This window comes from uncultured Amaricoccus sp. (genome assembly GCF_937891315.1).
Taxonomy (GTDB): Bacteria; Pseudomonadota; Alphaproteobacteria; order Rhodobacterales; family Rhodobacteraceae; genus Amaricoccus.
On record NZ_CALAGI010000129.1, the window covers coordinates 1 to 12,568 of the forward strand.

General features: G+C 70.3%; 17 protein-coding genes. 4 read left to right on the forward strand and 13 right to left on the reverse strand.

Annotated elements, in window-relative coordinates; genetic code table 11:
• Positions 1-165: 165 nt before the first annotated feature.
• Positions 166-1,023, reverse strand: a complete 858-nt coding sequence (locus Q0480_RS12050; protein WP_299133253.1) for an SDR family oxidoreductase — start codon at positions 1,021-1,023, stop codon at positions 166-168.
• An 86-nt stretch (positions 1,024-1,109) separates the two neighbouring features.
• On the opposite strand from Q0480_RS12050, the gene Q0480_RS12055 reads away from it, so the two are divergent.
• On the forward strand, positions 1,110-1,502 hold the full coding sequence (locus Q0480_RS12055) for a helix-turn-helix domain-containing protein (protein WP_299133255.1): 393 nt from the start codon (positions 1,110-1,112) through the stop codon (positions 1,500-1,502).
• A gap of 30 nt (positions 1,503-1,532) precedes the next feature.
• Here the strand turns inward: Q0480_RS12055 and ureG are convergent, their stop codons facing one another.
• The 11 genes from ureG to Q0480_RS12110 form a co-directional block, all read right to left on the reverse strand.
• The gene (ureG, locus tag Q0480_RS12060; RefSeq protein WP_299133256.1) at positions 1,533-2,168 is read right to left on the reverse strand and encodes an urease accessory protein UreG; all 636 of its coding nucleotides are present in this window, start codon (positions 2,166-2,168) and stop codon (positions 1,533-1,535) included.
• Positions 2,165-2,806, reverse strand: a complete 642-nt coding sequence (locus tag Q0480_RS12065; RefSeq protein WP_299133276.1) for an urease accessory protein UreF — start codon at positions 2,804-2,806, stop codon at positions 2,165-2,167. The genes ureG and Q0480_RS12065 overlap by 4 nt, the downstream gene beginning before the upstream one ends.
• Positions 2,796-3,341 carry an urease accessory protein UreE gene (locus tag Q0480_RS12070; RefSeq protein WP_299133257.1) on the reverse strand — a complete coding sequence of 182 codons (546 nt, stop codon included), beginning with the start codon at positions 3,339-3,341 and terminating at the stop codon, positions 2,796-2,798. Before Q0480_RS12070 ends, Q0480_RS12065 begins: the two co-directional genes overlap by 11 nt.
• A 181-nt stretch (positions 3,342-3,522) precedes the next feature.
• Positions 3,523-3,729, reverse strand: a complete 207-nt coding sequence (locus Q0480_RS12075) for a hypothetical protein (RefSeq protein WP_299133258.1) — start codon at positions 3,727-3,729, stop codon at positions 3,523-3,525.
• An 11-nt stretch (positions 3,730-3,740) separates the two neighbouring features.
• A complete protein-coding gene (locus Q0480_RS12080) occupies positions 3,741-3,938 on the reverse strand; it encodes a hypothetical protein (protein ID WP_299133259.1) in 198 nt (65 codons plus the stop codon).
• Positions 3,939-4,020: 82 nt separating this feature from the next.
• Positions 4,021-5,733, reverse strand: a complete 1,713-nt coding sequence (gene ureC / locus Q0480_RS12085; RefSeq protein ID WP_299133261.1) for an urease subunit alpha — start codon at positions 5,731-5,733, stop codon at positions 4,021-4,023.
• A gap of 34 nt (positions 5,734-5,767) precedes the next feature.
• Positions 5,768-6,121 (reverse strand): GFA family protein, encoded by a 354-nt coding sequence (locus Q0480_RS12090; protein WP_299133262.1) that lies wholly within the window; start codon positions 6,119-6,121, stop codon positions 5,768-5,770.
• Positions 6,121-6,426 (reverse strand): urease subunit beta, encoded by a 306-nt coding sequence (locus Q0480_RS12095; protein ID WP_299133263.1) that lies wholly within the window; start codon positions 6,424-6,426, stop codon positions 6,121-6,123. Before Q0480_RS12095 ends, Q0480_RS12090 begins: the two co-directional genes overlap by 1 nt.
• Positions 6,427-6,438: 12 nt before the next feature.
• Entirely contained in the window at positions 6,439-7,008 is a 570-nt protein-coding gene (locus tag Q0480_RS12100; RefSeq protein ID WP_299133264.1) for a HupE/UreJ family protein, read from the reverse strand.
• A gap of 51 nt (positions 7,009-7,059) precedes the next feature.
• Positions 7,060-7,362: an urease subunit gamma gene (locus tag Q0480_RS12105; protein ID WP_299133266.1), complete on the reverse strand. Its 303-nt coding sequence runs from the start codon at positions 7,360-7,362 to the stop codon at positions 7,060-7,062.
• Between the two features lie 20 nt (positions 7,363-7,382).
• Positions 7,383-8,249 (reverse strand): urease accessory protein UreD, encoded by an 867-nt coding sequence (locus tag Q0480_RS12110; RefSeq protein WP_299133268.1) that lies wholly within the window; start codon positions 8,247-8,249, stop codon positions 7,383-7,385.
• A 259-nt stretch (positions 8,250-8,508) separates the two neighbouring features.
• On the opposite strand from Q0480_RS12110, the gene Q0480_RS12115 reads away from it, so the two are divergent.
• Genes Q0480_RS12115 through preA form a run of 3 tightly spaced genes read left to right on the forward strand, consistent with a single transcriptional unit; the run spans position 8,509 to position 12,076 of the window.
• Entirely contained in the window at positions 8,509-9,891 is a 1,383-nt protein-coding gene (locus tag Q0480_RS12115; protein WP_299133269.1) for an NAD(P)-dependent oxidoreductase, read from the forward strand.
• Between the two features lie 49 nt (positions 9,892-9,940).
• Positions 9,941-10,762, forward strand: coding sequence for a class I SAM-dependent methyltransferase (locus tag Q0480_RS12120; protein ID WP_299133271.1), 822 nt, complete (start codon positions 9,941-9,943; stop codon positions 10,760-10,762).
• 9 nt (positions 10,763-10,771) lie between these two features.
• On the forward strand, positions 10,772-12,076 hold the full coding sequence (gene preA / locus Q0480_RS12125; protein ID WP_299133272.1) for an NAD-dependent dihydropyrimidine dehydrogenase subunit PreA: 1,305 nt from the start codon (positions 10,772-10,774) through the stop codon (positions 12,074-12,076).
• Between the two features lie 222 nt (positions 12,077-12,298).
• On the opposite strand, the gene Q0480_RS12130 is transcribed toward preA, so the two are convergent.
• On the reverse strand, positions 12,299-12,568 hold a 270-nt coding region (locus Q0480_RS12130), incomplete at its 5' end, for a hypothetical protein (RefSeq protein ID WP_299133274.1).

Genomic DNA, 12,568 nt, shown 5'->3' on the forward strand with positions numbered 1-12,568 from the left:
TCCGGCACGACAGGGCATGCCCGTCACGATTTCGCGTAACCTCGAAATCGCGAAGTGGAGGCTCGGACGTCGCGCTTCGCCCGGATGGCGCGGGCGGCGCGGCGAGGACATCGACGGAGGCGCCGTCCAACCGGGCGGTGTCGCCCGGTTGGACGTTCGAGATCATCAGGACTTGGCCAGTGCCCCCGCGAGGGCGGCCTCGACCGAGGCGGCAAGCGGCGTCGTCGGGCGCCCGATCAGCCGCGAAAGCTGGCGGCCGTCGTCGTAGAGCGCGCCGGCCGCGGCGGCCTTGTCGAAGCTCGCATAGGCCAGGGCCGCGGATTCGGGCAGGCCGAAACCGATGAGCGTGGCCGCGTACTCCGCTTCCGTCAGGTCGCGATAGGGGATGTCGCGGCCGGTCTGGCGCGAAATCTCCGCGGCGAGGTCGGTGAGGGTGAAGGCCGTGTCCCCGGCGAGTTCGTAGGTCGCGCCGACATGGCCCTCGCCGGTCAGAACGGTCGCGGCCGCGGCGGCGTAGTCGGCCCTCGCGGTGGCCGAGATGCGCGCCTCGCCCGCCGCGCCGAGAAAGGCGCCCCCGGCCAGCGCGCCGGGGATCGAGGCGGTGTAGTTCTCGGCATACCAGCCGTTGCGCAGGATGGTGTGGGCAATACCGGATGCCGCGAGCGCCTGTTCGGTTTCGAGATGCTCCAGCGCCAGCGACAGGGGCGAGCTGTCGGCGCGCAGCAGGCTTGTATAGACGATCCAACGCACGCCCGCGGCCGAGGCCGCTTCGATGACGGCGCGGTGCTGGCGCAGGCGCGCGCCGAACGCGGTGCCCGAGACGAGGAGCAGCGTGTCGATGCCGGCGAGCGCCGGGCCGAGCGTCTCGGGCCGGTCGTAGTCGGCGGCCCGGACCGGCACGCCGAGGTCCGCCGCCTTTTCCGGCGCGCGGGCGAGGGCGACGACGGGAGCGTTCTTCTGGCGCAGCAGGTCAATCGTGGCGCGGCCGAACTGGCCGCTGGCGCCGGTAACGGCGATGGTCATGGGACATTCTCCATTGCAATCCTCAACGGAGACTCACATATGAATAAAACGTACGATTCGTAAGTACGCACATAAAGGTTAGTGCCATGGTGGGCGATCGACTGGCGCGCGAAGGACTGTCGGATCGGCTTCGGCGGGGCAATCTGCTCGCGGTCGATTGCCCGTCGCGCGAGGTGCTGAAGCATGTGACGAGTCGCTGGGGCGTGCTGGTCCTGATCGTGCTCGAAGGCGGGACGCAGCGGTTCAGCGGCTTGCGCCGCGCCATCGGCGGGGTCAGCGAGCGGATGCTGGCGCAGACGCTGCAATGGCTGGAGGCCGACGGGCTGGTCCTGCGGGTCGCGCGCGACGTGGTGCCGCCACATGTCGAATACAGCCTGACGCCTCTCGGGAGTGAGGCGGCGACCAGGGTGCGCGGGCTCGCCGACTGGATCGAAACGAGCCTGCCGCGCATCCTCGACGCGGCGCCGGAGCGCCGCTAGGCGATTTCGTCTGGGTGGATATTGCTCCGGTCAGGCGATCACGAGGCCGCCCGCCGTCTCGATGAAGGCGATCACCTCCGGCACTCCGACGCCGTCGCGCACCTGGGCGAACTGGAACGGCCGGTCACCGCGCATCCGGCGCGAGTCGCGCTCCATCACCTCGAGACTGGCGCCGACATGGGGCGCGAGGTCGATCTTGTTGATGACGAGCAGGTCCGAGCGTGTCACCCCCGGCCCGCCCTTGCGCGGTATCTTGTCCCCCGCGCAGACGTCGATGACATAGAGCGTCAGGTCGGCGAGTTCGGGACTGAAGGTGGCCGAGAGATTGTCGCCGCCCGATTCGATCAGCACGAGGTCGAGGTCGGGGAAGCGTTGCACCATCTCGTCGATGGCTGCGAGATTGATCGAGGCATCCTCGCGGATCGCGGTATGCGGGCAACCGCCGGTCTCCACGCCGATGATGCGGTCGAGCGGCAGCGCCTGGCTCCGCATCAGGAACTCGGCGTCCTCGCGGGTATAGATGTCGTTGGTGATCGCCGCCACCGACCAGCGGTCGCGCATGCGCTTGCAGAGCTGGTCCATCAGCGCGGTCTTGCCCGCTCCCACCGGGCCGCCGATGCCGACCCGGAGCGGGCCGTTGGGAGATTTCGCGGCGCGCCTGGTCATGTGCGATAGAGCCTCGTGTACTGGGTTTCGTGAAGCATGGCGGCGAGATCGGCGCCGAGCGCGCAGCCGCCGACCTCGTCGAGGGTGAGCCCGCGGCTCTCGGCGGCGATCTCCGCGACGAGCGGCATCAGTCCGGCGGTGACCCGCTGGCCGTCGGTCTGGCCGAGCGGGATCAGCCGTACGCCGGCGGAGACGATATTCGCCGCGAACGCCTGGAGATAGAGTGTGACGGTGATCTCGATCGGCAGGTCGAGCCGGCGCGCGGCGGCGCCGACCGCGACGGGCAGGGGCGCGGGCGCGAGGGGTATTTTCCAGACCGCGGCCACCGTCCGGGCAAAGGCGGTGCCTTGCGCGACGGTCTCAAGGCGCCGCTCCGCCGAGGGCGCCAGCGCCTCGGCGAGTTCTGCGATGGGCGCGGGGTCGGCGGCGGCGCAGGCATGGCGCAGCAGGATGGCATCGGTTCGACCGGCGCCGAAGCGCAGGAGGTCGGAGACCCAGGCGGCGAGGCCGGAGGTATCGGTCACGTCGCCGGCCTCGACCGCCCATTCCAGCCCATGCGAATAACTGTAGGCCCCGACCGGGAAGGCGGGCGAAAACCACGCCGCGAGGATCTGAACGGCGCGCAGGTCAGTGGTCATGCGGGTGATCGTGGACGTGTCGCCCATGGCCATGGCGGTCGTCATCCGCCGCGTGCGACCCGCGGGGATCGTCGGTCGCGCCGCCATGGTGATGCCCCTGTGCGCGCCCGGAGCCGTAGGCGCCGCCTTCCGGGGTGAAGGGCTCGCGGACCGCGCGCGTGGTGGCACCGAGCCGGGCCAGCATGTCCGCCATCACGTGATTGGCCTGGATCAGCAGCCGCGCCGGTTCGATCTGCGCCGGCATGTGGCGGTTGCCGATATGCCAGGCGAGGCGGACGAGCTCCGTCGGCGGCGCGGTGACCTCGATCAGCGGCTCGGCGGCGGCGTCGATCGCGATGCGCGCGCCGCCCGTGGTGAGGAAGGCATCGCCCTGATTGAGCGATACCGTCTCGGCGAGATCGACGAGAAGGCTCGCGCCGGAAGTGGTGGTCAGGCTTCGGCGACGCAGGAACCGGCCCTCGTAGTCGAGGGTGATCCGGTCCACCGCCGGGCCGCCCCCCGCGCGTTCGATCTCCCGCGCGGTATGCCGCTCCATCCGTCCTCTCCCCCCTCGCAAGAACCCGGCCCGGACTATCGCAGGCCGCGGGCGCGCGGTCGAGAGCGGAGCGTCAGCGAGCCATGAAGTCGCGGAAGGCATGCTGGATCACGTCTTCGCGCCGCGGCTCGCGCCTGGCGGGTTCCTCGTCGGAAAGCGCGAAGAGACGCTCGGCGATCCGTCACTGGTCCGGAAAGCAGATCCGGTACCAGTCGCTTCGGGCGGAAACATCGGCCGGGACCGTCTGGCAATAGAGCGGCCCGCGCGAACCGGCTGAGCCGCCGCCCTGCGACCGGCCCGTGTCCGGGCTTTCCTGCCGGATCGGGGAACCGACCGTGCAGGCGGCAAGCAGCAGCGCGGCGAAAACAAGCGGTGTCACGGATTTCATCGCGGCCTCCCTCAGTCGAAGGGCTTGCAGACTCGGTTCCACTCGGCCCGGTCATAGATGTTCGTCGGCACGGTCTGGCAGTAGAGCGCGCCCTTGTTGGCGGCGGCGCCGCCGCCCGGATCGTCGATGCCCGGCGGCCCGTTCACCGCTTTGGCATCGCAGGCGGCGAGCAACAGGCCGCAAGCGCCCAGCAGAAAGGGAAGTCTCATGCGAGAGGTCCATTTGGTGGCTCCGCCTTCATGCTACACCCGAGCCGCGCGGAAGCCCAGCCCCGCGCCGTCCGGGAAACAGTCAGAACAGGAAGTAGCGCTGCGCCATGGGCAGGACTTCCGCCGGCTCGCAGGTCAGGAGCACGCCGTCGGCGCGCACCTCGTAGGTTTCGGGATCGACCTCGATCGCCGGGCAGGCGGCGTTGAGCTTCATCGCCGCCTTGCCGATGCCGCCGCGGGTATTCTCCACCGCGAGCGTCTGTTTCGCGAGGCCGAGCCGGTCGCGGATGCCGGCGGCCTGCGCGGCGGCGGAGGTGAAGATCACCGCCGAATGTTCGACCGAGCGGCCCATGGAGCCCCACATGGCGCGCGAATGGACCGGCTGCGGCGTGGGGATCGAAGCATTGGGATCGCCCATCTGCGCCATGGCGATCGAGCCGCCGACCAGCACCATCTCGGGCTTCACGCCGAAGAAGGCGGGGTTCCACAACACCAGATCGGCGCGCTTGCCGACCTCGACCGAGCCGATCTCGCGGCTCATCCCGTGGGCGATCGCCGGGTTGATGGTGTATTTCGCGATATAGCGCCGGACGCGGAAATTGTCGTTGTCGCCAGTCTCCTCGGGCAGGCGGCCGCGCTGGAGCTTCATCTTGTGCGCGGTCTGCCAGGTGCGGATCAGCACCTCGCCGACGCGACCCATGGCCTGGCTGTCGGACGAGATGATCGAGAAGGCGCCGAGGTCGTGCAGGATGTCCTCGGCCGCGATCGTCTCCTTGCGGATGCGGCTCTCGGCGAAGGCGATGTCCTCGGGGATGCCCTGGTCGAGATGGTGGCAGACCATGAGCATGTCGAGATGTTCCTCGAGCGTGTTCACGGTGTAGGGCCGGGTCGGGTTGGTCGAGGAGGGGATGACGTTCGGCAGGCCGCAGACCTTGATGATGTCGGGCGCGTGGCCGCCGCCGGCGCCTTCGGTGTGGAACGCGTGGATCGTGCGGCCCCGGATCGCCGCCACGGTGTGTTCGACGAAGCCCGACTCGTTCAGCGTGTCGGTGTGGATCATCACCTGCACGTCGAGCGCGTCGGCGACGGTCAGGCAGCAGTCGATGGCGGCCGGGGTCGTGCCCCAGTCCTCGTGCAGCTTCAGCGCGCAGGCGCCGCCCAGCACCATTTCCTCGAGCGCGGCGGGGCGCGAGGCGTTGCCCTTGCCGGAGATGCCGATATTGACCGGCACGGCATCGACCGCCTGCATCATGCGCCCGATATGCCACGGGCCGGGGGTGCAGGTGGTGGCGAGCGTGCCATGCGCCGGGCCGGTGCCGCCACCGAGCAGCGTGGTCACCCCGGAATGCAGCGCATCCTCGATCTGCTGCGGACAGATGAAATGGATATGGGCGTCGAAGCCGCCAGCGGTCAGGATCCGCCCCTCGCCGGCGATGATCTCGGTGCCAGGGCCGATGACGATGTCGATCCCGGGCTGGGTGTCGGGGTTGCCCGCCTTGCCGATCGCCGCGATCCGGCCGTCGCGCAGCGCCACGTCGGCCTTCACGATGCCGGTCCAGTCGACGATCAGCGCGTTGGTGATGACGGTATCGACCGCCCCCTCCGCCCGCGAGACCTGGCTCTGGCCCATGCCGTCGCGGATGACCTTGCCGCCGCCGAACTTCACCTCCTCGCCATAGACGGTCAGGTCGCGCTCGACCTCGATCACGAGTTCGGTGTCGGCGAGACGAACGCGGTCGCCGGTGGTCGGGCCGTACATGTCGGCGTATGACGCGCGGGAGATCCGGGTTGGCATGGTCGTCCTTTCGAGGAATGCGGGCGGGGTCGGATCAGGCGGCGGCGCCGTCGTGCAAACGGGCGGGCAGGGCGCGCGCGTCCACGCCGTCGAGGCAGTTGACATTGACCGCGACCATCGGCGTGCCATCCCGGCTGGCGGCGAAGGACAGTGGCTGGATCCCGCATATCCGGCAGAACAGGTGCTGGATCTTCTCGGAAGCGAAGCGGTACTCGGTCAGGTTTTCCCTGCCCTTGAAGTTGGACAGCGCCGCCTCGGGCGCGAAGGCGAGGACCGCCCCGAGCCGGCGGCAGCGCGAGCAGTTGCACGCGATCGGCTGCGACAGGTCGAGCGGCGCGTCGAAGCTGACCGCGCCGCACTGGCAGGAGCCGTGATAGGTTTCCGTCATCACAGCTCTCCCATGATTTCGCCGTTGAAGCCGTAGACCGTGCGCGCGCCGCCATAGGGCACGAGCCGCGCGTCGCGGGTCTGGCCGGGCTCGAAGCGCACCGCGGTGCCGGCGGCGATGTCGAGACGCATGCCGCGCGCCGCCGCCCGGTCGAAATCGAGGCCGGGATTGGTCTCGGCGAAATGGTAGTGGCTGCCGACCTGGATCGGCCGGTCACCGGTATTGGCGACCGTGAGGGTGATGGCGACGCGGCCCTCGTTCAGAACGATGTCGCCGGCGGCGGGAAAGATCTCTCCGGGGATCATGCGCGCCGCCCCTCAGCCGGCGACGAGGGCGAGGCCGGCGAGGCAGGTGAGCCCGCCGAGAGCCCGCGCGACCATCGGCCGCCGCGCGCCGGCCACGATGCCGATCGCGAGCCCGGCGCCATGCAGCGCGGCGGTCGAGATCACGAAGCCGGCCGCGTAGGGCAGGCCGCCGAGCGCCGGCCCCTCCAGCCCGTGCGCGTAGCCGTGGGCGAGGCCGAAGACCGCGATCGCCGCGCAGCTGAGCGCCAGCGGCGGGCGCAGGGCCGCCGCGATGACCGCGCCGAGGATGAGGACGGAGGCGAGGATCGTCGGCTCGACCACCGGCGCCGCGGCGCCTTCGAAGCCGAGCAGGCCGCCTGCGAGCATCGCCGCGACGAAGCTCGCCGGAAAGGCCCAGCGCGCCGTCCCGCCGGTCATGCCTGCGAAGATGCCGACCGCGACCATGGCCAGCAGGTGATCCGGGCCGAGCAACGGATGCGCGAGGCCGGAGGCGAAGGGCGATCCATGCGCGCCAATGCCGGTATGCGCCAGCGCGGCGGTCGGGAGCAGCGGGGCGAGGATCAGGGGGAGTGGGCGGCGCATGGGAACTCCTTGGTCTGGCGGCGGTCCGCGGCCTGGCGCGGGAAGGGTGGGTCAGCGGATCGGGCTGTGCACGGTGACGAGCTTGGTGCCGTCGGGGAAGGTGGCCTCGACCTGAACGTCGTGGATCATCTCTGGCACGCCGGCCATGCACTGCTCGGCGGTGATCACGTGCGCGCCGGATTCCATCAGGTCGGAAACGGCGCGGCCGTCGCGCGCGCCCTCGACCACGAAGTCGGTGATGAGCGCGATCGCCTCGGGATGGTTGAGCTTGACGCCGCGGGTGAGGCGACCGCGCGCGACCATGGCGGCGACCGAGACCAGAAGTTTGTCCTTTTCGCGCGGGGTAAGGTTCATGGCGGGCCTTTCGCAGCCGATCAAAGGGACCAGACGCGCGGGACCGGCCCCGCGCGAAACGACGTCAGAAAGCGGACGAGGAGCTTGCGCAACGGAGCGTTGTCCGGGGCGAGGAAGCGCAGGATCAGAACGCCCTCGCGCGCCGTCGCCGCCGCTGTCACCGGTCCCGGATCCGCGACAAGGCCGCGGGCCGCGTCGAGCCGGGTCTCCGCCCCCGGCGCGGCGTGGATCAACGTGGCGCAGGCGCGGGCCCCGGCGAGCGCCGCGGGGCCCTGCGCGCGGGTGAGCGCGCCGTCGAGGCGCAGCGCCTCGGCATGGATCAGCCGGCCGCCGCGGCGCAAGCGCCACTGGTCGGTGAAATGCGCGGCGGCGACGGTTTCGCCCATCGCCGCGCGGCCGAGAACCACGGTTTCGAGCAGGGTAAGGCTGGCGTCCTCGGCCATCTCGACCTCGAGCCGGCGGTCGAGGCGGGCGCCATCGTAGAGGATCGTCTCCTGCGGCAGCCAGTCGAGCGTCGCACCGGAGCCGAGCGCGAGCCGCGTTTCGACCCGGGCGACGGCGCCGGTCGAGCGATAGACCCGTTCCGCCGCCTGAGTGCTGGCGACGAGCGCCGCGCCGGGGCCCGCTTCCAGCCGCCAGTCGAGCCGGTCGCCGCCGGCGATGCCGCCCGAGGTATTGATGAGCACCACCTCCGGGGGCCCGGCCCCGCGCCGCGGACGCAGCGCCTTGGCGCAGCCCTGCTGGAACAGGCGATCGAGCCGGGAAGCGCCGCGCCGGAACACGAAGGCGACATCCGCCCGGCCCCTGGCGCGTTGCAGCGGGGGGGCTTTCGGCACGGCTACTTCCGTGGAAGCCGCGCTGATCGAAGTCGGGGACGGCATCTGCATGGCTGGTTTCCGGCGGCGCTTCCGCGAGCGTTAGTTCGTCGCCCGCCGCCCACGCAACCGGACGCGTCCATTCCGCCGCCGTTCGTCGCGCATCTGCGCAAGGATTGAGCAAATGTGGCGTCGGGGGTCGTCGCGGCGGCAATTCGATAATTTTACCAGTTGATAAAAATCTTGCTCTGTGCGAGCTTTTTCCCATGCGCGGCGGCGCTTGGGAGAGGTCCATGGCACCCAGTTCCGAGCCCGGAAGGGCGACACGCACATGACGGGCATCCTCGGATCGGAGAACAAGGGCGCCGTTGCCCGACGGGCCGATACCCGTACCGTCGGCATCGTCCCTGGCCGCCTGTCCGTCGAGCGCCTCGCCGCGAATTTCGCCGATGTCGCGCCGCCGTTCGACGCGCACGAGGCGCTGGTCGCCTCGGACCGCTGCTACTTCTGCCATGACGCGCCCTGCGTCGTTGCCTGTCCGACCTCGATCGACATCCCCCTCTTCATCCGCCAGATCGCGACGGGCGCGACGGGCGCCGCGGCGCGGACCATCTTCTCGCAGAACATCCTCGGCGGCATGTGCGCGCGGGTCTGCCCGACCGAGACCCTGTGCGAGGAGGCCTGCGTGCGCGAGGCGGCCGAGGGCAAGCCCGTCGAGATCGGCCGGCTGCAGCGCCATGCGACGGACGCGCTCATGGCGCGCGGCGGCCATCCCTTCGCCAGAGCCGCGGCCACGGGTCGGCGGATCGCGGTGGTTGGCGCCGGCCCCGCCGGCCTCGCCTGCGCGCACCGGCTGGCGATGCTCGGCCATTCCGTGACACTGCTCGACGCGCGGTCGAGGGGCGGCGGCCTGAACGAATTCGGCATCGCGGCCTACAAGACGGTGGGCGGCTTCGCCCGGGCCGAGCTCGACTGGCTGCTCGGTATCGGCGGGATCGAGCCGCGCTATGACTGCGCGCTCGGTCGCGACATCGATCTGGAGGCGCTGACGGCGGAGTTCGACGCGGTCTTCCTCGGCATCGGTCTCGGGGCGGTCAATGCGCCGCGGATCGAGGGCGCGGACAAGGACGGGGTGCGCGCGGCGGTGGATTTCATCGCCGAACTGCGCCAGGCGCGCGACCTCGCCGCGCTGCCGGTCGGACGGCGGGTGGTGGTGATCGGCGGCGGCATGACGGCGATCGACGCGGCGGTGCAGGCGAAACTCCTCGGCGCCGAGGAGGTCACCATCGTCTATCGTCGCGGCCAGGAGAAAATGGCCGCCTCGGAATACGAACAGGATCACGCGACGCGCGCCGGCGTGCGCATCGTCTGCTCGGCCGCGCCGATCAGGGTCAAGGGCAACGGCGCGGTGCGCGAGGTCGAGTTCGTCTATACCGAGGAAGGGCCCGACGGCCTCGCGGAGACCGGCGAGACCTTCGTGCTCAAGGCCGATCAGCTGCTCGCGGCCATCGGCCAGACGCTGGAAGGCGTGCCGAAGGGGCTGGAGCTGTCCGGCGGCAAGATACGCGTCACCGGTCCCGGTCGCTCAAGCCTCGCCCGGGTCTGGGCCGGCGGCGATTGTGCCACCGGCGGCGACGATCTGACGGTGACCGCCGTCGCCGAGGGGCGCGACGCGGCGATGGATATCCACGCGACGCTGACGGCGGAGGCGTGAGATCTCCCGCGGGGAATGGCCTGTTCTCGCGACTGGTGGAGGCGACGGGATGAGCAAGGTCGAGGAGACGGTGGCGGCGCACTACGCCGGCGCCGGGATGCACGACAAGATCATGCAACGGCTGGCGGATGCCGGGATCCCGGCCGAGGCGGTGACCGCGGAGCATCTGAGGCCGGTCGACGAGTTCCATATCGGCGAGGCCGCCGCCACGGCGGCGCTGCTGGATCAGCTGACGATCGGGCCGGCGACGCGGGTGCTGGACATCGGTTCGGGTATCGGAGGGCCGGCGCGGACGATGGCGCGGACCTACGGCGCACGGGTGACCGGCATCGACCTGACGCCGGACTATGTCGATACGGCGCGGAAGCTGACGGCACTGCTCGGGGGCGAGGTCGAGTTCGTGCTCGGCAGTGCGCTGGACATGCCGTTCGAGGCGGGGAGCTTCGATCTTGCGACGCTGCTCCATGTCGGCATGAACTTGCCGGACAAGCCGCGGTTGTTCGCCGAGGTCGCCCGGGTGCTGGCGCCGGGCGGGACGTTCGCGGTCTATGACATCATGCTCTTCGGCGCGCATCCGGGGTTTCCGCTGCCCTGGGCCAGCGATCCGTCGGGCTCCTTCCTCGATGCGCCCGAGGTTTATCTCGCGGCGGCGGAGGCGGCGGGATTCGGGCTGGTGGCGCGGCGGGACCGGGGAGATATCGCCGTCGCCTTCTTCGCGCGGATGCAGGCGGCGATGGCCGGCAGGGAACCGCCGGCCGTCGGCCTGCCGGTCCTGATGGGCGCGGCGGCGCCGGCCAAGGTGGCGAACATGGTGGCGGCCATCACAGCCGGCGATATCCAGCCGGTCGAGATGATCTTTCGCAAGGGCTAGGAGCGGGCGATGGCCGATCTTTCCAGCAATTTCGTCGGCATCAAGTCGCCCAATCCGTTCTGGCTGGCCTCGGCGCCGCCGACGGACAAGGAGTACAACGTCCGCCGCGCCTATGAAGCCGGCTGGGGCGGGGTGGTCTGGAAGACGCTGGGGCTCGACCCGCATATCGTCAATGTCAACGGGCCGCGCTACGGCGCGATCTGGGGCGCGGACCGCCGGCTGCTCGGGCTCAACAATATCGAGCTGATCACCGACCGGCCGCTCGATGTGAACCTGCGCGAGATCAAGGCGGTCAAGTGCGACTGGCCGGACCGCGCCTTGGTGGTCAGCCTGATGGTGCCCTGCGAGGAAGACGCCTGGAGGGGCATCCTGCCGCTGGTCGAGGAGACCGGCGCCGACGGGGTGGAGCTGAATTTCGGCTGTCCACACGGGATGAGCGAGCGCGGCATGGGCTCCGCCGTCGGGCAGGTGCCGGAATATATCGAGATGGTCACCCGCTGGTGCAAGGCGAGCACCCGGATGCCGGTGATCGTCAAGCTGACGCCGAACATCACCGACATCCGCCTGCCGGCGCGGGCCGCGCATCGCGGCGGCGCCGACGCGGTCAGCCTGATCAACACCATCAATTCGATCACCTCGGTCGATCTCGACCTGTTCGCGCCGGAGCCCACCATCGACGGCAAGGGCGCGCATGGCGGCTATTGCGGCCCGGCGGTCAAGCCGATCGCCCTCAGCATGGTCAGCGAGATCGCCCGCGATCCGGTGACCGCGCGCCTGCCGATCAGCGGCCTCGGCGGCATCACCACCTGGCGCGACGCCGCGGAATTCATGGCGCTCGGCGCCGGCAACGTTCAGGTCTGCACCGCAGCGATGACCTACGGTTTCCGCGTGGTGCGGGAGATGATCTCCGGGCTGGAAAACTGGATGGACGGCAAGGGCCACGGCGCGCTGTCGGAGGTCATCGGGCGGGCGGTTCCGAACTGCTCGGACTGGCAACATCTGAACCTCAACTATGTCGCCAAGGCGCGGATCAACCAGGATCTCTGCATCCATTGCGGCCGCTGCTACGCCGCCTGCGAGGACACGTCGCATCAGGCGATCGCGATGAACCCCGGCAGGGTGTTCGAGGTGAAGGACGAGGAATGCGTCGCCTGCAACCTCTGCGTCAATGTCTGCCCGGTGGAGGACTGCATCGAGATGGTGGCGCTCGCCCCCGGCGTCGTCGATCCGCGCACCGGGCGGGTGGTTCAGCCCGGATATGCGAACTGGACCACCCATCCGAACAACCCGGCCGCCGCCAGGGCGGCGGAGTAGCGCCGCTTCGCACGGAGCGCGAGCGATTCCCGGCCGGCGCCCCGCTGTCACCGTCCTAGGCGCCGCTCGGGTTCAAGGAGTTCGGGCTTGGGAACGACGATCCGGTCAGCCGGACTGTCGTCCGCGTGAATCGTTCCACCATGTTTCGAGCCGACGGCGGCGCGTGACCCGGCGGACGAGCACTCGCCCGGGGAAGGCTGGATCGCTCCTTCCGCTGACGCCTCAGGCGCGGCGGTCCACCATCTGGCCGGGCAGGTAGAAGGTGCCGACGGAAAAGCCGCGGTCGGCCTCGATCGCCGCGAGGCCGACCGCGCGGGCCGGGCGACCGTCGCAGATCGGCGCCTCGAGCCCCGTGGCCAGTCGCTCGGGGCGCGGCGCGGGTGCCCTGCGCCCACGCCCCACTGCGACCTCGACCACGCATTCGGTCGCGCGGGGATGCGCGCGTGAAAAGCCCTGTCCGCCCAGAAGGCCGAGACCGTTGCCCAGAAGCCG